20 protein-coding genes and 5 tRNA genes are annotated in these 24830 nt (G+C 33.6%); 16 read left to right on the top strand and 9 right to left on the bottom strand.

Translation table 11 applies throughout. The features are described 5' to 3' along the window. Positions 1–9 precede the first annotated feature (9 nt). The gene (gene recN / locus MYRA21_RS01980) at positions 10–1665 is read left to right on the top strand and encodes a DNA repair protein RecN (protein WP_006260220.1); all 1656 of its coding nucleotides are present in this window, start codon (positions 10–12) and stop codon (positions 1663–1665) included. A gap of 29 nt (positions 1666–1694) precedes the next feature. On the opposite strand, the gene MYRA21_RS01975 is transcribed toward recN, so the two are convergent. Next, on the bottom strand, positions 1695–2537 hold the full coding sequence (locus tag MYRA21_RS01975; protein WP_006260219.1) for a DUF4249 domain-containing protein: 843 nt from the start codon (positions 2535–2537) through the stop codon (positions 1695–1697). A gap of 4 nt (positions 2538–2541) precedes the next feature. Then, a complete protein-coding gene (locus tag MYRA21_RS01970) occupies positions 2542–4956 on the bottom strand; it encodes a TonB-dependent receptor (protein ID WP_006260218.1) in 2415 nt (804 codons plus the stop codon). Positions 4957–5112: 156 nt separating this feature from the next. Between MYRA21_RS01970 and MYRA21_RS01965 the strand changes: the two genes are divergently transcribed. Together MYRA21_RS01965 and MYRA21_RS01960 are read left to right on the top strand one after the other, a co-directional pair. Beyond that, positions 5113–6114: a sensor histidine kinase gene (locus MYRA21_RS01965; protein ID WP_006260217.1), complete on the top strand. Its 1002-nt coding sequence runs from the start codon at positions 5113–5115 to the stop codon at positions 6112–6114. Then, positions 6090–6788, top strand: coding sequence for a LytTR family DNA-binding domain-containing protein (locus MYRA21_RS01960; RefSeq protein ID WP_006260216.1), 699 nt, complete (start codon positions 6090–6092; stop codon positions 6786–6788). Before MYRA21_RS01965 ends, MYRA21_RS01960 begins: the two co-directional genes overlap by 25 nt. A 62-nt stretch (positions 6789–6850) precedes the next feature. Here the strand turns inward: MYRA21_RS01960 and MYRA21_RS01955 are convergent, their stop codons facing one another. From MYRA21_RS01955 to MYRA21_RS01930, 6 genes are all read right to left on the bottom strand, one after another. Beyond that, a complete protein-coding gene (locus MYRA21_RS01955) occupies positions 6851–9070 on the bottom strand; it encodes an NADP-dependent isocitrate dehydrogenase (protein WP_006260215.1) in 2220 nt (739 codons plus the stop codon). A 238-nt stretch (positions 9071–9308) separates the two neighbouring features. Beyond that, positions 9309–11708: a tyrosine-protein kinase gene (locus tag MYRA21_RS01950; protein ID WP_006260214.1), complete on the bottom strand. Its 2400-nt coding sequence runs from the start codon at positions 11706–11708 to the stop codon at positions 9309–9311. 4 nt (positions 11709–11712) lie between these two features. Then, complete coding sequence (locus tag MYRA21_RS01945; protein ID WP_006260213.1) at positions 11713–12498, bottom strand: polysaccharide biosynthesis/export family protein; 786 nt, start codon at positions 12496–12498, stop codon at positions 11713–11715. Between the two features lie 234 nt (positions 12499–12732). Then, entirely contained in the window at positions 12733–13473 is a 741-nt protein-coding gene (gene lptB / locus MYRA21_RS01940; protein ID WP_006260212.1) for an LPS export ABC transporter ATP-binding protein, read from the bottom strand. Positions 13474–13490: 17 nt separating this feature from the next. Continuing rightward, on the bottom strand, positions 13491–14303 hold the full coding sequence (tatC, locus tag MYRA21_RS01935; protein ID WP_006260211.1) for a twin-arginine translocase subunit TatC: 813 nt from the start codon (positions 14301–14303) through the stop codon (positions 13491–13493). Positions 14304–14335: 32 nt separating this feature from the next. Beyond that, a complete protein-coding gene (locus tag MYRA21_RS01930; RefSeq protein WP_006260210.1) occupies positions 14336–15301 on the bottom strand; it encodes an SIS domain-containing protein in 966 nt (321 codons plus the stop codon). 89 nt (positions 15302–15390) lie between these two features. On the opposite strand from MYRA21_RS01930, the gene MYRA21_RS01925 reads away from it, so the two are divergent. After that, a complete protein-coding gene (locus tag MYRA21_RS01925) occupies positions 15391–17586 on the top strand; it encodes an ATP-dependent DNA helicase RecQ (RefSeq protein WP_006260209.1) in 2196 nt (731 codons plus the stop codon). A 77-nt stretch (positions 17587–17663) separates the two neighbouring features. Next, entirely contained in the window at positions 17664–18116 is a 453-nt protein-coding gene (locus MYRA21_RS01920; RefSeq protein WP_006260208.1) for a hypothetical protein, read from the top strand. Positions 18117–18665: 549 nt separating this feature from the next. Here the strand turns inward: MYRA21_RS01920 and MYRA21_RS01915 are convergent. Continuing rightward, positions 18666–18902, bottom strand: coding sequence for a hypothetical protein (locus MYRA21_RS01915; protein ID WP_006260207.1), 237 nt, complete (start codon positions 18900–18902; stop codon positions 18666–18668). A gap of 262 nt (positions 18903–19164) precedes the next feature. Here MYRA21_RS01915 and idi point away from each other — a divergent pair, with 262 nt between their 5' ends. From idi to MYRA21_RS01860, 11 genes are all read left to right on the top strand, one after another. After that, on the top strand, positions 19165–19692 hold the full coding sequence (gene idi / locus MYRA21_RS01910) for an isopentenyl-diphosphate Delta-isomerase (RefSeq protein ID WP_006260206.1): 528 nt from the start codon (positions 19165–19167) through the stop codon (positions 19690–19692). Positions 19693–19696: 4 nt separating this feature from the next. Beyond that, positions 19697–20110 (top strand): 6-carboxytetrahydropterin synthase, encoded by a 414-nt coding sequence (locus MYRA21_RS01905; RefSeq protein ID WP_006260205.1) that lies wholly within the window; start codon positions 19697–19699, stop codon positions 20108–20110. A gap of 107 nt (positions 20111–20217) precedes the next feature. Further along, positions 20218–21186 (top strand): type I phosphomannose isomerase catalytic subunit, encoded by a 969-nt coding sequence (locus MYRA21_RS01900; RefSeq protein ID WP_006260204.1) that lies wholly within the window; start codon positions 20218–20220, stop codon positions 21184–21186. 65 nt (positions 21187–21251) lie between these two features. Continuing rightward, complete coding sequence (locus MYRA21_RS01895) at positions 21252–21515, top strand: hypothetical protein (protein WP_006260203.1); 264 nt, start codon at positions 21252–21254, stop codon at positions 21513–21515. Between the two features lie 81 nt (positions 21516–21596). Next, positions 21597–21670, top strand: a tRNA-Thr gene (locus MYRA21_RS01890). A gap of 41 nt (positions 21671–21711) precedes the next feature. Continuing rightward, positions 21712–21785, top strand: a tRNA-Thr gene (locus tag MYRA21_RS01885). Positions 21786–21827: 42 nt separating this feature from the next. Then, positions 21828–21901, top strand: a tRNA-Thr gene (locus tag MYRA21_RS01880). A gap of 41 nt (positions 21902–21942) precedes the next feature. Then, positions 21943–22016 (top strand) — tRNA-Thr (locus MYRA21_RS01875). Positions 22017–22052: 36 nt separating this feature from the next. Further along, a tRNA-Thr gene (locus MYRA21_RS01870) sits at positions 22053–22126 on the top strand. 144 nt (positions 22127–22270) lie between these two features. Further along, a complete protein-coding gene (gene cls / locus MYRA21_RS01865) occupies positions 22271–23746 on the top strand; it encodes a cardiolipin synthase (protein ID WP_006260202.1) in 1476 nt (491 codons plus the stop codon). A 61-nt stretch (positions 23747–23807) separates the two neighbouring features. Then, entirely contained in the window at positions 23808–24752 is a 945-nt protein-coding gene (locus tag MYRA21_RS01860; RefSeq protein WP_039328436.1) for an alpha/beta hydrolase, read from the top strand. The last annotated feature ends 78 nt before the right edge of the window (positions 24753–24830 follow it).

The following is a 24830-nucleotide window of genomic DNA, read 5'->3' as shown; positions in this document are numbered from 1 at the left end:
TTAAGTTATATGCTTATATCATTAACAATCAAAAACTTTGCACTTATTGATACATTAGAAATAGATTTTTCTGATGGCTTTTCTATTATTACAGGTGAAACAGGAGCTGGTAAGTCTATTGTGTTAGGTGCATTAGGTTTGTTACAAGGAAAACGTGCTGATTTATCTTCTCTAAAGGATAAAGAAGTGAAGTGTGTTATAGAAGGTCATTTTAGTATTGGTAAATATGGATTGAAGGATTTATTCAATGAGTTAGAATTAGAATATGAAGATGTGACGATTATAAGAAGGGAGATTTCTCCTTCTGGTAAATCTAGAGCCTTTGTAAATGATAGCCCTGTTAATTTATCTGATTTGCAACAATTAACAGAACACTTAATAGATATACATTCCCAACATCAAACAATGGAATTGTCTGATGAAAATTACCAAATGCAAATTGTTGATGCAGTTGCAAGTAATAGCAATATTTTAGAGGAGTATAAAGGACATTTAGTATTATACAAGAAAGCCCAAACACAATTAAGAAGTTTACAACAACAACAGGCTGATTTAATCAAAGAACAAGATTATAATGCTTTTCTTTTAGAAGAGTTGATTCAAGGTAACCTTGATGGATTAGATCAACAAGAATTAGAGCAAGAGTACGAAAAACTGAATAATGTTGAGTTTGTAAGAGAAAGCTTTGGACAATCAATTAATCTTTTGGCAGACGATGAAGTAGGGGCGGTTTATAGATTGAAGGAGGTAAAGCAATTATTACAGAAAACGAGTACCATTTCTAAAGATTATGAAGAGTTATATACTCGTATTAGTAGTGTAGAAATAGAGCTGAAAGATCTGTCTGATGAGATAGAACGCCAATTAGATAATGTGTCTGCAGATTCTGAACAATTAGATTTAATTAATGATCGCTTACAATTACTATATAATCTACAGAGAAAACATCAAGTAGCTACTGTAGAAGAATTATTAGCTATTAGAAGTGAACTGGAAGAGAAAGTAGATCTAGCTAGTGGAATAGACGATAAAATAAGCTCATTAGAAAGAGAAATTGATAAGTTAAGTGTTGTTTTACACGAAGTAGGAGATAAGCTCTCAGAATCGAGAATAAAGGCTGTTCCTGTTTTAGTCAAACAACTATTAGAGATATTGTCATTAGTAGGAATACCTAATGCCAACTTCAAGTTTGACTTCACTGTATCCAAGAATTTTTTAGCTAATGGGAAAGATGAGTTACAACTGTTGTTTTCTGCTAATAAAGGAATGGATTTCGGTGTGCTAAAGAAAGTTGCTTCAGGAGGAGAATTGTCTAGAATTATGTTAGCGATAAAAGCAATATTAGCTAGGTATTCTAATTTGCCTACTATTATCTTTGATGAGATAGATACTGGGGTTTCTGGAGAAGTAGCTGATAAGATGGGAGTGATTATGAAAGATATGAGTACTCATATGCAGGTGTTTGCTATTACGCATTTACCTCAGATAGCAGCAAAAGGGAAGCAACATTATAAAGTGTACAAAACATCTGATGACGAAACGACTACTTCACAATTGACATTATTAGATTATGAGAGTAGAGTGAAAGAGATAGCACAGATGTTATCAGGGAAAGATATTAGTGATTCTGCTTTAGTTCATGCTAAAGAGTTATTATCAAAATAGAAAAAGCCATCACATGATGGCTTTTTTATTTACGGTTTAGGTTGTTCAAAAATAGTGTGATATATAGTTTGCTTCTCAGTTACTCTAAAGTATCCTAGTGCTTCTTTATCAGGTGTAGTAAGGTTTTTGACATTCCCCTTTATTTTAGAAATAGGTGTCTGAAAAGGACCTCCTCCATTGTTTAAAGCATCAGTTATAAGCCACATATAATCATAATAGTTTCTAGAGATTTGATGTAGATCTATTTGTATCTTGTCACCAGGTTCATAATCTTTGTCTGTTGATATGTCTTCTATTAGTTTACCTTTAGAGAACTCGTTAGAACGAACACTTAAGGCAGGTCTTTTATTTTCCCAAAGTAAATTAGTGTAATAATAATTTAATTTATTATCACCTTTATCTGTATCTTGAAAGTAAATTCTAATCGTATAATAGTAATCATTAAAGAACTTTTCTCTTCTTTGTTCTAACCTTTCTATTTTAGGAGTTTCAACTAACCTTTCGGTTGCTTCATAAATATCATTATCATACTCTATGTGTAATTTATATTTATTTTTCACAAAGTCTTTTTTAATAGAAGTAGAGATATATCTTCCAGTCTTATTGAGTTCTTTGAACTGATGTTTAGTTCCTTTTTCGTCTTCTACCCATACTGTTGCATTATGGACTTTAGGTGCTTGTGGATTATAAAAATCTGTAGTCAAAGATAGATTGATACTTAGGGTATCTTGTTTGTTCTCTGCATCAAAATCGAGATTACCTTCAACAACTAATCTTGGAGGTGCTGTTGGTAAGTCTATATCTATTACATGCTCACAAGAAGTAAGGTATAATAGAATAGAGAGTATACTTATATATTTGAGAATATTCATTTGATTAGAATTTAAAGTTATAGGTTACACTTGGAACCATTCCGAAAATAGACATTTTAACAGCTTCATTCTGTCCTCTGTGATCTTTGTGTTCACGGAATGATATAGAAGCGGCATTGGCTCTTCCATAAAGATTATATATGCCGAATACCCATTCACTTTGCCACTTTCTACTTGTGTTTTTTGTAGGGGTATAAGTTGCTGATACGTCTAAGTGATGATAAGCAGGTAGGCTGTAAGCACCTCTTTTCCCAAAATTAGGAACACTCTGACCTAAATAGTCATATCTTCCTTCTGGGTAAGATGTTGGTCGTCCTGATTGTAAGGTAAAGCTAGCGCTAAGATCCCACTTCTTGTTTAATTGGTACATAGCCGTAACAGAAAAGTCATGTGTTTTATCATAAGCAGTTCTATACCATTGACCATTATTTATTCCTGGCTCATCTGGTGTTCTACCAGGTGTTCTCTGCTCTGATTTTGCTAAGGTGTAGGATACCCATCCTGTAAGTCTACCTAGATTCTTACGCACCAATAGCTCTAGTCCGTATGCTCTAGATTCACCACTAAGTATTACGCGTTCTAAAGCATCATTACCTATCAGTTGTGCACCATCTATATAATCTACTCTGTTATCTCCTTTTTTATAGTAAACCTCTGTTTCTAAACTATATTTTCCTTCTTTAAAGTTTCTGAAGTATCCTAATGCAACTTGATCAACGAGTTCTGGCTTGATATATTTACTACTTGGTGTCCAGATATCTAATGGAGTTGGTGCTGCCGTATTAGACATTAAATGAAGATACTGAGCCATTCTATTATAACTAGCTTTAATAGATTGATCATCATTAATAATATAAGCAATGCCGAAGCGTGGTTCAAAATTATTGTAGTTTTGAATACTCTTACCTCTATTATAAGATTCAGTCCCTATGATATCTGCCATCTTGTATAAACCTAGTTCAGAGTCATATCTTACAGGTTGATTGTTTTGATATAGATTGATATTTTCTTTTCCTAGATTAGTAAATGTAGAAAACCTAGCCCCATAGTTTAAATTGAAATGTTGACCAATACTCTGTTCTGCTTCTAAATAAACACCTCCTTCAAAAGCGTATTTAGAATCTATCTTCTTATAGATAATAGATGAGTCTGGTTTTGTTGGCTTAATTACTCCTGGAGAAAAATCATAGTAAAGACCACTTACTCCATATTTTAATTGAAGATTACTATGGATGTCATGAGTTAGATCATATTTTAATGAGTAACTTTTAATATCAGAATCCCATTTAAAGCCAGTTATTTCCATATCTAGACCATATACATAGTCACTGTATGAAGTGGTAAGTTTACTACTTAGATTATCTGAGAATAAATGATGCCATTGAAGATTTAAAATTGAGTTTCCAAAGGTGTTCTTTAATAACTGACTAAAACTAAATACATCTCGTCCGAAATAACCAGATAAGGTTAGTTTATTGTTTTCGTTTAAATCAAAGTTTAATTTAGTGTTTAAATCATAAAAATAAGCAGAGTTCTTATTGTCTGTTAACTTTAGGAATAAATGTGCATACGAGGCTCTTCCTGCTACTAAGAAGGAAGATTTTCCTTTCTGCATAGGGCCTTCTGCCATTAATCTACTAGAGATAACTCCTATACCTCCTGTGCCATGAAACTCCTCAGTATTACCATTTTTTTGGAATACTTCTAATACAGAAGAAGCTCGTCCTCCAAATCTAGCTGGTATTCCTCCTTTGTATAGCTTGATGTCTTGAAGTGCGTCTGAATTAAACACTGAGAAGAAACCAAATAGGTGAGAAGAGCTAAAAACATTTGCATCATCTAAAAGTACTAAGTTCTGTCCTGCACTTCCGCCTCGCACATTAAATCCTGACGCTCCTTCACCCGCATTTGTTACACCAGGGAGTTGTAAGATAGACTTTAAAACATCTGTTTCGCCTAGTACAACAGGCATTTTTTTAACTTCCTCTATAGATAATTTATTGACACTCATCTCTGGTGTTCTAATGTCTGCTTTTGTAGAGTTCTTTACTATGACTACTTCGTCTAATTGTGCAGTGTCAGGTTTTAGGATGATTTTTACTGTATTATCTTTAGTTGTGTCTATATTAGCATGATGATTAGTGTAACCTAAGTATGATACTAGAATATTATACTGTCCTGATGGAATAGAGATACTAAACTCTCCTAACTCATTAGTGGTAGTAGCTAGATCTAATTCTTTTATATAGACAGTAGCTCCTATAAGGGGAGAGTTTTTATCTAGTACCTTTCCTTTTAATATTGTTTGTACTTGTTCATTTATGACATTAGCCATCGTATGCTGTACATGAAAAGGAATTGTAGATACGTAGAAACTCAGTCCCAATAAATAATTGGTAAACTTTTTGTGATTAATCATTCGTTTATCTTATTATGTTTCAATGCAAAAATAGATAAGTAATTATTGCTATTTGTTTAATTAAACGCTGATGAAGTAGCTATTATTTTAATGGCTTTCAAATAAATAGTAATGAAAGGATAATGATATTATTAATGATTCTTTACATTTGTTTGTATGAAGTCACTATGGAAATTTTATTCTAATTTTTGGTTGAGGAATGTGTCGGTTATCATTCTACTTCTTAGTGTATTTACATTCGTCGCTTCTGTAGATAAGAGTGATCGCTCATTATCTGAGATTTGGGAAGAGTTAGTGCCTTCTTTCTTTATAGTATATGGTTGTATTTTAATTAGTAATATTTTGCTGATTAAGAGATATATGATTACCAAACGATACAATATTTTTTTACCATTATTTACTATCTATTGGATTGTTGTTCTAATTGGTACTGGGTTGTTAAATATGCTTATAGATGGATTTGATTCTTGGTTAAGTGAAATTCTCAATACTATATTTTTAATGTTTTTAGGCTCTGGAACTTATTTTATTCATTTATGGGTGTTTAATGATATTACAGTTCGTGAAAAGCGTTTGGTAAATACTGTAGCTGAGTTAGACTTCCTCAAGATGCAGTTAAACCCACATTTCCTTTTAAACGCAATGAATAATTTATATGGGGAGGCTTTAACGAATCCAAGGGAAACGCCTGAGCGGATTTTGCAATTATCACATTTATTGAGATATCAATTAGAAGCAACCAAAAGAGAATTTGTTTCTTTAGATCAAGAAATAGAATTTTTAAAAGAATATTTTAATTACTATAAGTTTAGGACAAACGATTTAGTCGTAGATATAAAATATGAAGGGGATATTGAGAAGTTTCAAGTGCCTCCACTTTTGTATTTTAGTTTGGTTGAAAATGCGATAAAATTTGCTTTACAAACTGAATTTCCTTTTATAAAATTAAGAGGATATGCTAGAGATAATCATTTGCTGTTCGAATTAGAAAACAGTTGTTTGCCTGACGAAATGTTGCAAAAAGGAACAGGTGTTGGGCTTTTAAATCTAGAAAGAAGACTAGAAGTCTCCCAGTTGAGATATAAATTTACAAAGAACAAATCAAAGTATTATTATAAAACCACTTTAGAATTATGGGAATTACCTACCAGTGTTTAATAGTAGATGATGAGAAACCTGCACATCAGGTGCTTTTAAGTCATATTAAGCAATGCGATGATTTAGAATGTATAGGGCATGCTTATAGTGGAAAAGAAGCTTTAACTTTTTTACAAAGTAATGAAGTAGATATATTATTCTTAGATATTAATATGCCTTTAGTATCAGGATTAGAGTTGCTAGAAATGTTACCTATTAAGCCTACTACGATTGTGACTACAGCGTATTCAGAATTTGCATTAGAATCTTATCAGAATGATGCAGTCGACTATTTATTAAAACCAATAGCTTTTAGTAAGTTCCTTAAAGCAGTTGTAAAAGCAAAGGTATTCTGTAAGGATAGAAAAGAAAATAATCGCAAGAGCGAACTTCAAAAAGTATTAATAAAAGAAGATGGCTTTGATTATTTTATAGAAATGTCAGATATCATGTATGTTGAAAGTGCAGGTAATTATATCAAGATATTTACTAAAAGTAGGCGTAAGAGTTACTTTGTATATGGGTCGCTAGTAGGGTTTAAAACAGAATTAATAGGAGATAACTTTGTTCAGGTACATCGTTCTTTTATTATTAATAAAGAGTGTATAAAAGAGCGATTTATGAGTAAAGTCATTTTAATGAATGGCGATGAAGTGCCTATTGGGCGTAAGTATCAAATTTTATTAGATCAATAAAAGAGAGTATAAAAAAAGGTCATCAGTTAACTGATGACCTTTTTTAGTATATCGATGCTATATTAGATAGTGTCAATAATTTGGTTTAAAGTAGCACTTGGACGCATAGCTTTAGCTGTGTCAGCTACATTTGATTGGTAATAACCACCGATGTTTTGAGCTTTACCTTGAGAAGCGATTAACTCTTCGTTGATTTTAGCTTCAGCTTCAGTCATTGCTTTTGCGATAGGAGCAAATTTAGCTTGTAACTCAGCATCTTTAGATTGGTTAGCTAATGCTTCTGCCCAATACATTGCTAAGTAGAAGTGAGAACCACGATTATCGATAGATCCAACTCTACGAGCAGGTGATTTATCATTGTCTAAGAACTTAGCAGTAGCTTCGTCTAATGTCTCAGCTAATACCATCGCTTTAGGGTTGTTTTGAGTTTGGCTTAAGTGTTCGAATGAAGCACCTAGAGCTAAGAACTCTCCTAAAGAATCCCAACGTAAATATCCTTCTTCAATGAATTGTTCGATATGTTTAGGTGCAGAACCTCCTGCTCCAGTTTCGAATAATCCACCACCATTCATTAATGGAACGATAGATAACATCTTAGCTGAAGTACCTACTTCTAAGATTGGGAATAAATCTGTTAAGTAATCACGTAATACATTTCCTGTTACAGAGATTGTATCTAGACCTTGACGGATTCTTTCTACAGATACTTTAGTAGCTTCTACTGGGTTTAAGATTCTGATATCTAATCCAGTAGTATCGTGATCTTTTAAGTATGTATTTACTTTAGCGATGATTTCTCTATCATGAGCTCTATTCTCATCTAACCAGAAGATAGCAGGAGTATCAGATAAACGAGAACGGTTAACAGCTAGTTTAACCCAGTCTTGGATAGGAGCGTCTTTAGTTTGACACATTCTGAATATATCTCCAGCTTCTACATTTTGTTCGAAGAAGATATTTCCTTTATCATCAGATACGCGGATTACTCCATTTGTATCAGCTTGGAATGTTTTGTCATGAGAACCATATTCTTCCGCTTTTTGAGCCATAAGACCTACGTTAGGAACAGATCCCATAGTAGTAGGGTTATAAGCACCATTAGCTTTACAGTCTTCGATTACAGTTTGGTATACACCAGCGTAACAACGGTCTGGAATGATAGCTAAAGTATCTTGTGATTTTCCTTCAGCATTCCACATTTGTCCTGAAGTACGGATCATAGCTGGCATAGAAGCATCTACGATAACGTCAGAAGGAACGTGTAAGTTAGTGATACCTTTATCAGAGTTCACCATTGCGATAGCAGGACCATTAGCAATAGCAGCATCAATAGCAGCTTTTACTTCAGCTTCTTGAGCATGTCCAGCTAATTTAGCGTATAAATCACCTAATCCATTATTTGGGATAATACCTAATTCTGCAAATAAAGTAGCATATTTAGCATATACTTCTTTGAAGTAAACTTCTACTACAGCACCGAAGATGATAGGGTCAGAAACCTTCATCATTGTCGCTTTTAAGTGAGTAGAGAATAAGATACCTTTTGCCTTAGCTTCTTCTTTACATTCAGAAACGAACGCTTTTAATTTATTTACGTTTAGTACAGATGAGTCAATGATTTCACCTTTTAATAAAGGAGCGTAATCTTTTAATAATTTAATAGCACCATCAGTACCTACAAATTCGATTTTATATTTACAGTTATCAGCTATAGTTACTGATTTTTCACTACCATAAAAATCACCTTCAGACATAGAAGCTACTCTTGTTTTAGAATCAGCTGACCATGCTCCCATTGAGTGTGGGTGTTTTTTAGCATAGTTTTTAACTGCTTTAGGAGCTCTACGATCTGAATTTCCTTCACGTAACACAGGGTTTACAGCAGAACCTAAGATTTTAGCATATCTAGCTTTAATCTCTTTTTCTTCTTCAGTCTTAGCATCTGCAGTATAGTTAGGCACAGCATAACCATGAACTTGCAATTCTTTAATAGCAGCATTTAACTGAGGAATAGAAGCAGAGATGTTTGGAAGTTTAATGATATTAGCTTCTGGAGTCTTCGCTAATTCTCCTAATTCTGCTAATGCATCACCGATTCTTTGCTCTTCTTTTAAGAACTCAGAGAAAGTTGCAAGAATACGTCCTGCTAAAGATATATCTCTTGTTTCAACATCTATACTTGCTGTTTTAGCAAATGCTTGTACAATAGGTAAGAACGAATACGTAGCTAACATTGGAGCCTCGTCTGTAAACGTGTAAAGGATTTTAGATTTTTGTGTCATTTTTTATTTACTTTAAATGAAAACAATATTATCGTTAAATATATTTTGTTTAAAACTTGAAATTTATATAGCAAATATACTAAATATGTATGTTATTGTTTAGGCTTAATACCCTTTTTAGAGTTGAATTACGAATTTGATAATTCAGACTTTTTATATTTCTGTTTTAGTACATTTTGATATAATATTTTATCATATTAATGAAAAAGGTCACCCTATAAAAGAGTGACCTTTGTTCTTATTTTAGATTTATTAGTTTTTTCCACCAAGGGCGTTTGTCTACTTCTAGATCTTGGCCATATCCATAACCATATCCGTATCCATAACCATATCCTTTGTTTGTCTCAGTATCATTTAAGATAATTGACATATTCGGAAGTTTACCTTCTTTGTGTAAGTCATTAGGTAATTTAAGCATACGTTTGTCTAGGTAGTTTGCTCTCGCTACGTAGATGAACGTATCAGCATATTTCGCGATTAACAAGGTATCTGTAACTAAACTAACTGGGGCTGTATCTACGATGATATAGTCATATTGTTTTTTAAGAGTCTCAAACATATCTCCTATTCTATCTCCCATTAATAGTTCTGCTGGGTTAGGTGGAATAGTACCTGCTGGTAAAGCATACATATTTTCATAACCATCTATTTTTACAACATACTGGTTGATATCGTCCTCTTTTCTTAATAAGTAGTCAGATACGCCTTTAGTAGGAAGCATGATATAATCATCTAATCTAGGGTTACGAATATCTAATCCGATAAGAAGAGTTCGTTTACCTGATAATGCAATTGTAGCTGCAATATTTACAGATGTAAATGTTTTACCTTCTTTAGGGAATGTAGAAGTTAAGAATATCATCTTAGCATTACCTTCCTGTACATCACTTAGCATAAACTCAAGGTTCGTTCTAACGATACGAAGAGCTTCAGCAGTACTCGTTCTACTCGCAATATTAACGATTTTGGAATTATCGTTAGAGTGTGGTATATCACCTAAGAATGGAACTTGAGTATTTTCTTCAATGTCTAATCTAGTCTTAACCTTAGTATCTAATAAGCTACGTAAGTAGATTAAAGCAAATGGTATTAATCCTCCCATGATAAGAGCGGCTAATAAGATAATTGCTTTTTTAGGAGCTACTGGTTTATCACTACTCTTAGCTACATCGATTATTTTAGCATTTTGTTCTGTTGCTGCTAAAGCGATTGCAGTTTCCTCTCTTTTTTGGAATAAGTATAAATAGATAGCCTCTTTTACCTTTTGCTGTCTATCGATGATTCTGAACTCTCTTTCTTGTTTTGGTACAAGAGATAGTTTAGATTTTAATTCAGATTCTTTAGACGCTAACTCTCTACGTGTAATTTTTAGATTGCTCTCGGCTCTTAGAAGGCTTTCTAATACAGAAGCTTTCATAGAGTTGATTTGATCGTCTAATTTAACGATAGCCGGGTTAAGCTTAGTTGTACTAGTACTTAACTTATTTCTTTCTAATACTAATTTATTATATTGATCAATTAAGCTGTTAGAGCTAACATCTGTCGATACTATATTACCAGGAAGTAATTCGTTTGGTTTGCTGCTTTTTAAGAACTCTATTAGAGAAGAGATAACTTTTAATTCGGTTTCATTACTAATGATTTGTTTTTCATAAACATTAGCATTCTCTAAGTGAATTTTTAATTCTGTAGGAATATCAGTAATGCTATTTCTAGCTTTATATCCCTCTACGTTCTTTTCTACATCACCTAGTTCATCAGTAATCAGGACTAGACGAGAGTCGATGAACTCTGAAGTTTTCTCTGAGATAAAACGTTTATCAGCTATAGCACCATCATTGTACAAAGTAATCAATGTGTTTAAATAATCTTTTGCTTTCGCTGGCGTAGCGTTTAACAATGATAATTCAAGCACAGTAGAGAACTTATCAGTAGGAGCTATTTTTACCTCTTTTACGTAATAATCAACGACTTTTTGGATAGGTTTTACTTGTACTAGTATTTCATTTACAGTTTCTTCACCACCTTCTTTTTTAAGAGCATCTAGTGTTCCTGTTTTTTTAGGAACATTCTTAGTTACGATAAGTTTACCTAATATAGTAGAAATAGGTTCATCATATTTAAAAGTACCTAATTCTTCTTCCTCATCATTTAATAACAAGAAAGACGATTCAGTTCTATCTTTAACAATAAATGAATACTCGATATCATCAAAGTCAAAAACACGCTCTACAAAGTTGATAGAAACAGGACTATTACCATATAAATCCTTTTTTACAAATCTATCGTTATTGATTAAAGCTATATTTAATTGTAATCTTCTAACTGTTCTTTCTGCAAGACTTCTTGATTGTAGTACTTGTGTCTCGTTTTCTACATTACTTTTACCACCAGAGAACATCCCTAAGTCAGCGAATGCTGCCATTTCAGACGCTATTCCACCACCTCTTTTTTCATCTTTTACAATGATAGAAGTATTGATAGAATATATCTTCTGGCTATAACGTAAATAAACGAAAGCTAAAGCTACAGTAATAAAAACACTTAATACAAACCATCTCCAGTGAACTAAATATTTCTCTAGTTCTTCTCGTATGTTTATATTAGAGTTTTCTTGATTGTCAAATTTGTTTTCCATTTTTCTATTTTGTAGCAAGTGCTATTACAGTTACTAAAAGTGATAATGCAGATAATCCTAAACTTAAGTTAGGTCCTACTACAGAAGAGTTTACTCTTGTTTTGTTAGGCTCTACATATACAATATCGTTTTGATTTAAATAATAGTATGGAGATACCATAAAGTCCGCTTTAGTCATGTCTACACGGATAGGAACTCTTCTTCCATCTATTTCTCTTATCAGTAATATATTGTCTCTTTTTCCATATACTGTTAGGTCACCAGATAATGCTATTGCTTCAGCTAATGTAAGTCTCTCACTATTGATAGTGTGTACACCTGGCTTATTTACCTCCCCTTGTACTGTCACTTTGTAGTTCATGATTCTCATGTTGACAATAGGGTTATTGATATATTGGCTTATTTGTTTTGACAGTATTTCTACAGCTTCTTTTTTGCTTTTACCACCTACTTTAATAGTTCCTAATACAGGGAATTCTATATTCCCATCACTATCTACTAAGTATAAGTGTTGAGTCATAGTACCACTACCAGCAGGATTGTTAGGGTTTGTAGTCATTGTATTAGCTAAGTTAAACGGAGCAGCTGCTTCAGGATCTTCAGCAGATACAATGATCATTAGCAAATCATCTGCTCTTAAACGAGTCTCAAATTTATTATCATTAGACTCTTTTAGTAATACATCCTCAACGTTTTGGTAGTATACAACACTCTCTCTAGATGCACACGAACCTAGCAATAGCATAGTGCAGAAGAAAAGTGATAGTTTTAGCGCAATTATATTTTTCATTGTTATTTTTTTGCAAATATATAGTTTCTAAATAGTCAAAAAAAAGAGTTTTACTATTTAAAGTGTCAAATATAGTTTTTTCTGAGTAGAGACAAAATGTTACTTTCATAAAAAGTATAGTGTTTTTAGGATAATTCACGTTTTTTCTAATTATAAAAAACACAATAATCTCAGAAATTAAAAGAACTATAAATAATAACTGTTAAATATGTAAAAGTGGCTTTTGATTCTTATTTAGAACGTTAGTTTCTTTTTACGTAGCTCGAAGTTCTGACCTAAGTAGACTTTTCGTACCATTTCGTCTTCTGCTAGCTCTTCTGGAACACCTGCTTTTAAGATACCTCCTTCGAACATAAGATACGTTTTGTCTGTAATAGCAAGAGTCTCTTGAACGTTGTGATCTGTAATAAGGATACCAATGTTTTTGTTTTTTAAGTTCGCAACGATTTTTTGGATATCTTCTACTGCCACAGGGTCAACTCCCGCGAAGGGTTCATCTAGAAGAATAAACTTAGGATCAGTAGCTAATGCTCTAGCGATTTCTGTACGTCTTCTTTCTCCTCCAGATAGTACATCTCCTCGGTTAGTACGTACATGGTTTAAGTTGAACTCTTCTATTAGAGATTCCATTTTCGCCTCTTGTTCTTTTTTAGAGAGTTTCGTTAGTTGTAGTACACTTAGGATGTTGTCCTCTATACTTAGTTTTCTAAAGATAGAAGCCTCTTGTGCTAAGTACCCGATACCATGTTGTGCACGTTTATACATCGGGAAGTCTGTTATATCCGTATTATCTAAATATATATTTCCACTGTTAGGTTTTACTAATCCTACGATCATATAGAATGATGTAGTTTTACCAGCACCATTTGGCCCTAGTAGTCCTACGATCTCTCCTTGATTAACCTCTACTGATATACCTTTAACAACTTTGCGTTTTTTGTACATCTTAATTAAATTATCAGCTCTTAATTTCATGATTTTAAAATATGAGATTAGTCAATTTGTTTTGTTTTACTTGCTTCTATCTTCTTATTCTTTTTGTGTACGAAGAGAGAGATATAAATACTCACTTCGTATAGAATAAGTAATGGAATAGATACTATAATCTGGCTTACTACATCTGGTGGAGTTATTACAGCTGCGATGATTAATATTAATACGATAGCGTACTTTCTATAGTCTCTTAAGAACTGTGGTGTAACTAAGTCTAACACAGATAGGAAGTAAATAATAATCGGTAATTCGAATACTAAACCACATGCTATAGATGTCGTTTTTACAAGACCTATATAAGAGTTGATATCTATCTGGTTTTTAACGATATCACTTACCTGTAAATTCGCAAGGAAATTAATAGATAGTGGAGTGATAACGTAGTATCCAAATACTACTCCCATAAAGAATAATAAAGAAGATACAACGATAAATAGTTTAGCGTATTTCTTTTCTTTTGTATAAAGTGCTGGGCTGATGAATTTCCATATTTCCCAAAGAATGAAAGGAACTGCAATAATAAAACCTGCAGAAATACAAGTCCAAATTAATACAGAGAATTGTCCATCCATCGTTCTATTCTGAATCTCGAAGGGTAAGTCTTGTAAACAAAAACTTCTATCGAAATCAAAACGTTGTGCTATTTTACAAAAGAATTGATAGGTAACGAAATCACTTCTTTTTGGTGCGAAGATGATTTTGTCAAAAATAAAATCACTAAAAATAAAAGCGACTGCCCCTCCTCCTAGTATAAATGCTGAAGATCTAACTAATAACCATCTTAGTTCTTCTAAGTGGTCTAGGAAAGACATTTCCTTTTTTGATTTATCTGAGTTTGCCATATTTATACGATCCCTTCTTTTAATATATCATGTAGGTGGATTACGCCTACGTATTTGTTGTTTTGTGTCACTAGTAATTGCGTGATAGAGTTGTCCTCTAATATAGACAGTGCCTTAGATACGTGCTCAGAACTCTCTATTGATTTAGGGTTGATAGACATAATGTCTTTTGCCTTATAATCGTTTAGATTACTACTTTTTTGTAGCATACGGCGCAAGTCTCCATCTGTTATGATTCCTATGATTTGCTCATTATCTACTACTGCAGTTACTCCTAAGCGTTTCTCTGATATCTCTACGATTACTTCTTGGATAGAAGAGTCTGGAGATACCGCAGGTTTGTTTTCGCTTTTTAGTATGTTTTGCACCAAAAGTAACAATTTTTTACCTAATGCTCCACCTGGATGGTACATTGCGAAGTCTTCTGCAGTGAAGTTTCTCAATTCTATAAGACAAGCTGCTAAGGCATCTCCTAAAACTAGCTGAGCAGTGGTACTGTTCATAGGCGCTAGATTATTCTGTTCTGCCTCATGGTCTATTTTAGATAATAGGATATAGTCAGCACTTTTTGCTAAAAACGAGTTCTCATTAGCTGTGATAGCAATAAGCGTATTGTTGTGTCTTTTAAGGATAGGTGCTAATACTTTTATTTCTGGGCTATTACCACTATTAGAGATACAGATGATACAGTCTCCTGGTTGGATTAGACCTAGATCTCCATGCATTGCCTCTGCAGCATGCATATGGATAGATGGCGTTCCAGTAGAATTGAATGTTGCTACTATTTTTGCTCCAATTAGTGAACTTTTGCCTATTCCTGTCACAATTATTCGCCCCTTGCAGTTGAAAATCGCTTTAACAGTTTTTTCAAAATCGTCCGTTAGATAATCGATTAGTTTTTTAATGCTTTCACTCTCAGAAAGTAAAGTATTCTTGGCGGTGTTTAATATGTTAATTGATGTATTCAAAATGAGCGAATGTTAAATATTATGATTGAACTAAAGAAATTTTGTACCTTTAGGTACTGCAAATTTATGTAAAATACCATACAAAAATAATGAAATCAACTGAAATTGACTTGCACAAAGAGTTAAAGAGATTTTTTGGATTTTCTCAATTCAAAGGTCTTCAGGAAGATGTGGTCAAAAGTATTATTTCTGGACACAATACTTTTGTGATTATGCCGACTGGAGGAGGGAAGTCTCTTTGTTATCAATTACCTGCATTGGTGTTAGAGGGAACTGCTATTGTTGTTTCACCGTTAATTGCTTTGATGAAGAATCAAGTAGATGCTATTAGAAGTTTATCTTCAGAGCATGGTGTGGCTCATGTGCTTAATTCATCTCTTACGAAGACTGAGATAGCTCAGGTAAAGGAAGACATTAAAAGTGGGATTACAAAGTTGCTATACGTAGCACCTGAATCTTTAACTAAGGAAGAGTATGTTAGCTTTTTACAAGGGGAAAAATTATCTTTTGTAGCTATTGACGAGGCCCATTGTATTTCTGAATGGGGACATGACTTTAGACCAGAGTATAGAAATCTGCGCAACATTATTAGAAGTCTTGGTGATATACCTATTATAGGACTGACTGCAACAGCCACTCCTAAAGTACAAGAGGATATCTTAAAAAACTTAGAAATTCCAAACGCGAATACCTTCAAAGCATCGTTTAATAGACCTAACTTATTCTATGAGATACGTCCTAAAACGAAAAATGTAGAGACGGATATTATTCGCTTTATTAAACAACACCAAGGAAAGTCAGGAGTGATCTACTGTCTAAGTAGAAAGAAAGTAGAAGAAATCGCAAATGTACTTCAGGTAAATGGGATCAGTGCTGTGCCTTATCACGCAGGACTAGATGCCAAGACCCGTGCTAAACATCAAGATATGTTCTTAATGGAGGATGTAGATGTAGTAGTAGCTACTATCGCATTCGGTATGGGGATAGATAAGCCAGATGTACGCTATGTAATACACCATGATATTCCTAAATCATTAGAAAGTTATTATCAAGAGACGGGTAGAGCTGGACGTGATGGAGGTGAAGGACACTGTCTAGCCTATTACTCATATAAAGATATAGAGAAGCTTGAGAAGTTTATGGCTGGTAAGCCTGTCGCTGAGCAAGAGATAGGGTATGCATTATTACAAGAAGTAGTAGCGTATGCTGAAACATCGATGTCTAGAAGAAAATTTATCCTGCATTATTTCGGAGAAGAATTTGACGAAGTCAATGGCGAAGGGGCTGATATGGATGATAATATCCGTAATCCTAAGACTAAAGTAGAAGCTAAAGATAGTGTAGTTCAATTATTGAAAGTAATTAGAGACACGAAACAATCTTATAAGACGAAAGAAATAGTATTCACTCTACTTGGGAAAATCAATGCATTGTTAAAAGTAAATAAGACAGATACATTAGACTTTTTCGGTTGTGGTAAGGATCACGATGAGAAGTACTGGATAGCTCTTATTAGACAAGTATTAGTAGCAGACTTATTGCGCAAAGATATTGAAGCTTATGGAGTGTTAAAACTGACAGAAGCTGGGCTACAGTTTATAGATAATCCTAAGTCATTTATGATGACTGAAGATCACGAATATTCTGATGCTGAAAATGATTTGGATGTGATCGCTAGTAAAGCTAGTCTAGTGATAGACGAGGCTCTGATCGGTATCCTAAAAGATCTGCGTAAGAAAGTAGCGAAGAAATATGGTGTACCTCCATTCGTAGTATTCCAAGACCCTTCATTAGAGGAGATGGGGCTTAAGTATCCAGTTACTCTAGAGGAGATGTCTAATATTATAGGAGTAAGTGAAGGTAAGGCTAAGAAATATGGTAAGGAGTTCGTAGATGTGATTAGTAAGTATGTAGAAGATAATGATATCATCAGACCTGATGATTTAGTTGTTAAATCTACAGGTGCTAATTCCGCATTAAAACTTTATATTATTCAGAATGTAGATAGAAAGTTATCTTTATCGGATATAGCGAGTGCTAAAGGATTAGATATGGATGGTCTGCTAAAAGAGATGGAGCAGATCGTATATTCTGGTACGAAGTTGAATATATCATATTGGATAGATGATGTCTTAGACGAAGATCAGCAAGAAGAAATCTATGATTACTTTATGGAATCAGAGACAGATAATATTAAGGCTGCGATGACTGAGTTTGACGGAGATTATGATACTGAAGAGTTGCGATTAATGCGTATTCAGTTTATTAGTAAAGAAGCGAACTAGTTCATAGTAGAAATAGAACAATTAAAATCTTCAGTAGGTGACTACTGAGGGTTTTTTTATATACTCTTTTTAAAAATATGGAAAAAATATTTAAATCGTGTTTTAGACGATCTTCGTTAGTCAAGATTAGTATCGTTACTATGGTGCTTTTAATGATAAATATTTTATTTGTAATCTTAATATTAAAAGCAAAGAAAGGCGATATCGGGGTGAGTAATATCGAGAGTGCTATAGCAAGTGGAGTAGTGACGGCTTCTATATTAGTCTACTATGTAGTTAAAATATATCCTTATCTCAACAAAATAACGATTGATGGAGAAAAGATATATTATAAGAAAGTATTGGGACAGGAGAGAGTTATAGATATAGCTGCAGAAGATGTGCAGATACATATAGATACATTATATATGCGGTGGACTAACCAAGATGGCTATATAGAAGTGAATAGTGGAAAGAAAAAAATCAAGATTATAGAAAGTTATTATAAAAACTATGTAGTGCTAAAAGAAACTTTGGTCGCTTTAGCTTAACAAAAGATATATAGATAAAAGGTGTTCTTATAGAGCACCTTTTTTTGTGGATATTAGACACTTTGTTTAGGTAGGTATTTAGTAATCATACAGTTTAGATAGAAGGAGAATAGGTGATGAGTAAATGGAGGATTGTTCGACAAAGTCACCTCTAGCTCCACCAATCTCGAGTAATTGTCCATGAATTGTCGAGCGAATTGCTTATAACACCTGTATTATAAGGGGATATGCTATAGAGGGTGTTTGTGTTTATAAAGGATATTTTTTGTTTAACTTGTTGTTTGTTAGTGTTTTGTGTTGTTTTAAGGGCTAAAAAAAAGTACATCTTTTTTTTTATAAGACAGATCTTTGCTCTTATTGAGGAGATAGAATAGAAAAAAAGACCTTTCAGAACATGAAAAAGTACTTATAAAAGTGAAATATAGATTCGAATATTAAAAAAAATAGTGTCCTTTTTCTTAATAGTTAAAAGATGTACTGAGTTGTAAAAAAGAAAGAGGTAACCTATGTAATAAGTTACCTCTTGATATATGTATTCACAGATGCGGTCTATTCGTATAGCTCTCCTCGATGTGGTTTTAGGATATCTCTTAGTTGTCTCATTTGCTCATCATTGACTACCATATACGCGATAGTATGCTCTGGTGCTAGTACTGTATAGTCTATGATAAAGATAGGTAGTTGTTCTATAGCGACATACTCTTTAAGATGTATTACGTGATGTTCGGCTGTTTTTTCTCCAGCAGGCCCTTTAAAATCCCAAATAAGTTTGATTTGTCTTTCCATTTTCTAATTGTCATTTGTACAAAAGTAGTCAAAAAATAAGTAGAAATAGTTGAAGAATCAGTAGAAGTAGCTAGAAGGAAAAGCACTGCATATGAATAGTATTGAAAGGTAAAACGAGGGAGTAGATAACAAAAGAGGCAGTGTAGTCGTTTATAAATGAATATTATAGTATAAAGACAGGTTTATAACGATGCTATCTGATAAAGAGATTAGTTTAACCGTATCTTTTTTGTATTTTTGAGGTTGATATAAATTATTAGGTATGAAAGAAGAGTTAGTGGTATTAGTAAATGAACAAGATGAACAAGTAGGAGTAATGGAAAAGATAGAAGCTCATGAAAAAGCTTTGTTACATCGTGCATTTTCTGTTTTTATTTTGAATAAAAATAATGAAGTAATGTTACAACAACGTGCTTTAGAAAAGTATCACTCGCCTTTATTGTGGACTAATACTTGTTGTAGTCATCAACGTGTAGGCGAAACAAATATAGAGGCTGGTAGACGTAGATTAATGGAAGAAATGGGGTTCGAAGTGCCCCTAAAAGATGTTTTTAGTTTTATCTATAAAGCCCCATTTGACAATGGTCTGACAGAGCATGAGTTTGATCATGTGATGATTGGATATTACGATGATGAACCAAATATCAACCTAGAAGAAGTAGAGGCATGGAAATGGATGTCTATAGAAGGGATAAAGGAAGATATGGAGGCTAATCCTAATATATATACAGCTTGGTTTAAAATCATTTTTTCTAAGTTTTATCATTTTATAGAAGCTCAAAAAAAATAATAGTATGAGGTTAACTGTTAGTAGAAAAGCTCACTTTAATGCAGCACATCGCTTGCATAGAAAAGAATGGTCAGAAGAGAAGAACCAACTTGTTTTTGGTAAATGTAATAATCCTAACTACCATGGACACAATTATGAATTAATTGTTCAGGTAACAGGAGAGCTAGATCCAGAGACAGGATTTGTGATGGATTTAAAAGAACTATCAGATTTAATAAAATCGGAGATAGAAGAGAACTTTGATCATAAAAACTTGAATTTAGATGTACCAGAGTTTTTAGAGTTGATCCCTACGGCAGAAAATATCGCAGTAGTGATATGGCAAAAATTAAGACCTTTTATTAATAATGATAAAGAGTTAGAAGTGATATTGTATGAAACTGCTAGAAACTTTGTTTCTTTTAAAGGAGATTATTAATTATAGGGTATGCTAATGGGAAAAGTTGTAACTTGCACCCTCGTTTTTTATAGCGATTGGGAAAGATAGATAAGCAATAGCTTATTTTTAATAGAAGTGATTAATATATGGGTTTTAAACAATATCCGATACTATTTCAACCGATTCTGAAAGACAGAATTTGGGGAGGAACGAAGTTAAAATCAATACTTGGTAAAGATATTGATTCAAATGAGGTAGGAGAGAGCTGGGAGATTTCTGGTGTATCTTCTGATGTAAGCGTTGTCGCAAATGGGGTATATGAAGGATTAAGTTTAAATGATTTAATTCAGAAGTTTCCTGAAGAAATCTTAGGTGATTATATTATAAACCGTTTTGATAAGAAGTTTCCTCTTTTGTTTAAGTTTCTAGACGCAAAAGAAGATTTATCTATACAGTTACATCCGAATGATGATTTAGCTCAGAAGCGCCATGGGTCTTTTGGAAAGACTGAGATGTGGTATGTGATGCAAACGGATGAAAATGCAAGAATAGTAGTAGACTTTAAAGATGGAGTGACTCAAGAGGACTATCTACATCATTTAGAGGCTAAGACATTGCCTTCTATATTAAAAGAGATACCTGTAAAGAAAGGAGATGTATTCTTCATCGAGACAGGTACTATCCATGCTATTGGGGCTGGTGTATTATTAGCTGAGATTCAGCAGACTTCAGATATTACTTATAGAGTATATGACTGGGATAGACTAGATGCTTCGGGTAATTCTAGAGAACTCCATATCGATATGGCACTAGATGCTATCAACTATGATAAGAAAGAAGTAGAGTTGACTTATACTAAAGATGCGAATGTATCTAACGAAATAGTAGCGTGTCCATTCTTCTCAGTGAATTATATACCTCTAAAAGGAAGTTATCACAAAGAGAAGGATGCTTCTAGATTCTATCTATATGTGTGTACAGAAGGAGAAGGAGAGATCACATTAGGTGACGAAGTGTATTCTATACGATGTGGACAAACTGTGCTAATACCAGCAGCAGTAACACAAATAAGTTTAAGTGGTGAGGCTACAATCTTAGAGATATTTGTTTCTTAAAAGAGTAGTATACCCCATTTTTATATTGTAGATTTGCGTAAAATTAATACTAAATAAAGGAAATTATGGCAAGCGTAAGAAACCTAAAAAAAGATATTCACTATGTATTAGGTGATATCATCCAAGCAATTTATATTCAAGAAATGACAACTGGAGGACCAACTGCAGAGACTAACGCATTACTTGAAGAAGCGTTTGTTTCTTTCGATGAATTAATCGGAGCAGTGAATGCAAAAAACGTTGAGAATAAAAAAGCACATTTTAAAGGAGTTTATAAAAAACTAGAAGATGTTGCAGGTCAATTAGTTGAAAAAATCAACGCAATGTAATCGAAAAAAAGATTTAAAAAAGATACATTTTGTGTTGCAAGATTGAAAAACCATGCTATCTTTGCACTCGCAAAATGAGTCGCCGGTGTAGCTCAGCTGGCTAGAGCAGCTGATTTGTAATCAGCAGGTCGTGGGTTCGAGTCCCTCCATCGGCTCAGATGTTTTTTGAAAAATTGATATTGTAATACTTTGAGTCGCCGGTGTAGCTCAGCTGGCTAGAGCAGCTGATTTGTAATCAGCAGGTCGTGGGTTCGAGTCCCTCCATCGGCTCAAAAGTTTTAAAAGAGATTAGTATTACAATAATATTGAGTCGCCGGTGTAGCTCAGCTGGCTAGAGCAGCTGATTTGTAATCAGCAGGTCGTGGGTTCGAGTCCCTCCATCGGCTCAATAATTTTTTGAAGATTAAATATTGCAATACATTGAGTCGCCGGTGTAGCTCAGCTGGCTAGAGCAGCTGATTTGTAATCAGCAGGTCGTGGGTTCGAGTCCCTCCATCGGCTCAAATGTTTTAATATTGTATTGCAGGCATTCATTTTGCCGGTGTAGCTCAGCTGGCTAGAGCAGCTGATTTGTAATCAGCAGGTCGTGGGTTCGAGTCCCTCCATCGGCTCAAAAGTCTCCCCTTAAAGGGAGACTTTTTTGTTTTCAAATACTTTGTGTACTAAATGCTCTTCTAACTGCTTTTTATTTTTTACTTTTAGATAACCTAAATCTAACTTATATAGAAAGGTTATTATTAAAAATACGCTGAAGTATGTTTTTGAGAGTTCAAGCAGATTGGTTTATCTATTTGGAGATAGTATATTTTATTATAGCTATTGCTGTGGCTGTACGCATTATCTATGATACAGACTCTATCTCGAAGACATTAGCTTATCTGTTGTTAGTTTTCTTTGTGCCTATCTTTGGTATTTTATTTTATTTTTCTTTTGGGATCAATTATCGACGAAGAAAGATGTATTCTAAGAAGCTTAAGGTAAATGATGAGTATAGCACTAAATTAACAAAACGTCTAAATGACATTCACCTAGATCAGAGACAACAAGGAAACCCTATTGTACAAAGGAATCGTTCTTTCATTAAGATGTTGTCTAGTGCGACTATGGGAGAAGGTCCATTATTAGTGGATAATAAAGCCGAAATATTAGAGAATGGAGAAGAGTTCTTTCCAAGACTAATAGAAGACTTAAAAGCAGCTAAAAGTACGATTCATATCGAGTATTATATTTATGAGAATAATGATATCGGTAAGGAGATAGAAAGTATCCTGATCAATAAAGTAAAGGAGGGGGTTAAGGTACGTTTTATCTATGATGACTTTGGGTGTAAAAGCATTCGAAAGAATATTGTCCGCAATCTTCGTGCGAATGGAGTCGAAGCCTATCCCTTTAATAAGATTATTCTATTAGCTTTTGCTAACCGTATGAATTATCGAAATCACCGCAAAATAGTGGTGATAGATGGAACGATAGCTTATACAGGGGGGATAAATATCTCTGATCGCTACGATAACCGTAAGAAAGATTCTAATCAGTATTTTTGGAGGGATACGCATATTAGAATAAAAGGTTCGGGAGCTTATGGGTTACAATATATCTTTTTGGCAGATTGGAATTTCTGTAGTAAGCAAGACTTAGCCTTTGATGAGAAGTATTTTCCTATTCATGATAATGATGAGATAGGAGTGCCGTTACAGGTTATTTCGTCTGGACCTGACTCAGATGTACCTTCTATTCTATATAGTGTCTTAAAAGCGATACAAACTGCTGAAAAAGAGATCTGCATCACTACGCCATATTATATACCTGACGAATCATTACAACTAGCTATCAAAATGGCTGCATTAAGTGGTAAGCGCGTTAGAATGATACTGCCTGGAATTACAGATTCTAATATCGTGAAATGGGCTTCGGAGTCCTATTTTCAAGAGTTATTAGAGTTTGGTGTAGAGATTTATTTATATAAGAAAGGATTTATCCACGCGAAGACCTTTGTTACAGATGCAGGAGTGAGTTCTATAGGTACATGTAATTTAGATCATCGTAGCTTTGACTTGAATTTCGAGGTGAATGTTGTGGTTTATGATGAAGCGTTTGCACGTAAAATGAAAAAAATGTTTGATAGAGATTGTAGAGATTCTATTAAACTAGAGTTACACAGGTGGAATAAGAGATCTTGGAAACAACGTCTTAAAAACAGTTTTATTCGTTTGTTCTCTCCTTTATTATAGCATGTGTAGACATCAAATAAAGTGAGTAATGAAGGATAAGTAAACTTTAAATAAGGATACTATGAATTTACATTTGACATTTGATAAATATATAACACATCAACATCCCTTTGAGAATGATTATGAAGGGAAAGTAATCACCACATTAATAGAATCAAGAGGAAATAAGAAAGAGCATAAGCAGACTATTCTGTATATACACGGATTTTGTGATTACTTCTTTCAGATACACTTGATGGATTATTTTAATGAGCATGGAGTAAACTTCTATGCAATAGATTTGCGTAAGTATGGTCGTTCGTTATTGCCTCATCAGCATCCGAATTATTGTAAGTCGATGCGAGAGTACTTTCCTGATATTGATTATGGAATAGAGTATATTCTAAAGGAAAATAGAGATACCCAACTATTTTTATTAGGGCATAGTACTGGGGGACTATTAGCAACGTATTATGCTATGTTTGGGTTGTTAAAAGAAAGGTTATCAGGACTAATATTAAATTCTCCTTTCTTTGATTTTAATGTACCTTTCTATGTAAAGCCTTTTATGGGGAGTGTTGCTAGGAGTAAAGTGAGTAAGGATATCTTTGCTAATGCAGAGCAGATGCCTGAGTTATATGGTAAGACATTGCATAAAGATCATGAAGGAGAATGGGAGTACAAGAAAGAGTGGAAACCAATAAATCCTTTTGCTGTATACTATAGTTGGATATTAGCAGTGCAACATACACAGGAGTTAATTCAGGAGGTAGTATTGCATGAAGACTTTCCTATTCTACTAATGTATAGCGATAAGTCTGGAAGTACTTCAAAATGGACTGCTATTTCTATGACATCAGATATCGTCTTGAATGTAAAAGATATTGAGAAGATAGGTAGTAAGATAGGATATCGTGTAGAGAAAGCTGTAATAGAGGATGGAATGCATGACTTATTTCTCTCGAAAAAAGAAGTTAGAAATAAAGCAATGTTTAGTGTATTACAGTTCTTAGAGAAGCACAGATAGATATTAAAAGTAAAAAGCTGTTACCATTTAAGGTAACAGCTTTTTTAGCAATAATTGAAAAAAGTTGTTGTTGATTGG

The sequence above is a fragment of the Myroides sp. A21 genome, from assembly GCF_000807225.1.
GTDB lineage: Bacteria > Bacteroidota > Bacteroidia > Flavobacteriales > Flavobacteriaceae > Flavobacterium > Flavobacterium odoratimimum.
This window is presented reverse-complemented; position numbering and strand designations above follow the sequence as displayed.

What these genes read in the sequence shown, in the direction of transcription:
- MYRA21_RS01900 (WP_006260204.1), top strand. Translation starts at nt 20,218, where the DNA reads ATGGGTTTTAAACAATATCCGATACTATTTCAACCGATTCTGAAAGAC.
- MYRA21_RS01915 (WP_006260207.1), bottom strand. Translation starts at nt 18,902, where the DNA reads ATGGAAAGACAAATCAAACTTATTTGGGATTTTAAAGGGCCTGCTGGA.
- MYRA21_RS01975 (WP_006260219.1), bottom strand. Translation starts at nt 2,537, where the DNA reads ATGAATATTCTCAAATATATAAGTATACTCTCTATTCTATTATACCTT.
- recN (WP_006260220.1), top strand. Translation starts at nt 10, where the DNA reads ATGCTTATATCATTAACAATCAAAAACTTTGCACTTATTGATACATTA.
- MYRA21_RS01895 (WP_006260203.1), top strand. Translation starts at nt 21,252, where the DNA reads ATGGCAAGCGTAAGAAACCTAAAAAAAGATATTCACTATGTATTAGGT.
- lptB (WP_006260212.1), bottom strand. Translation starts at nt 13,473, where the DNA reads ATGAAATTAAGAGCTGATAATTTAATTAAGATGTACAAAAAACGCAAA.
- cls (WP_006260202.1), top strand. Translation starts at nt 22,271, where the DNA reads ATGTTTTTGAGAGTTCAAGCAGATTGGTTTATCTATTTGGAGATAGTA.
- MYRA21_RS01950 (WP_006260214.1), bottom strand. Translation starts at nt 11,708, where the DNA reads ATGGAAAACAAATTTGACAATCAAGAAAACTCTAATATAAACATACGA.
- MYRA21_RS01970 (WP_006260218.1), bottom strand. Translation starts at nt 4,956, where the DNA reads ATGATTAATCACAAAAAGTTTACCAATTATTTATTGGGACTGAGTTTC.
- MYRA21_RS01905 (WP_006260205.1), top strand. Translation starts at nt 19,697, where the DNA reads ATGAGGTTAACTGTTAGTAGAAAAGCTCACTTTAATGCAGCACATCGC.
- MYRA21_RS01860 (WP_039328436.1), top strand. Translation starts at nt 23,808, where the DNA reads ATGAATTTACATTTGACATTTGATAAATATATAACACATCAACATCCC.
- MYRA21_RS01960 (WP_006260216.1), top strand. Translation starts at nt 6,090, where the DNA reads ATGGGAATTACCTACCAGTGTTTAATAGTAGATGATGAGAAACCTGCA.
- MYRA21_RS01955 (WP_006260215.1), bottom strand. Translation starts at nt 9,070, where the DNA reads ATGACACAAAAATCTAAAATCCTTTACACGTTTACAGACGAGGCTCCA.
- idi (WP_006260206.1), top strand. Translation starts at nt 19,165, where the DNA reads ATGAAAGAAGAGTTAGTGGTATTAGTAAATGAACAAGATGAACAAGTA.
- tatC (WP_006260211.1), bottom strand. Translation starts at nt 14,303, where the DNA reads ATGTCTTTCCTAGACCACTTAGAAGAACTAAGATGGTTATTAGTTAGA.
- MYRA21_RS01945 (WP_006260213.1), bottom strand. Translation starts at nt 12,498, where the DNA reads ATGAAAAATATAATTGCGCTAAAACTATCACTTTTCTTCTGCACTATG.
- MYRA21_RS01965 (WP_006260217.1), top strand. Translation starts at nt 5,113, where the DNA reads ATGAAGTCACTATGGAAATTTTATTCTAATTTTTGGTTGAGGAATGTG.
- MYRA21_RS01925 (WP_006260209.1), top strand. Translation starts at nt 15,391, where the DNA reads ATGAAATCAACTGAAATTGACTTGCACAAAGAGTTAAAGAGATTTTTT.
- MYRA21_RS01920 (WP_006260208.1), top strand. Translation starts at nt 17,664, where the DNA reads ATGGAAAAAATATTTAAATCGTGTTTTAGACGATCTTCGTTAGTCAAG.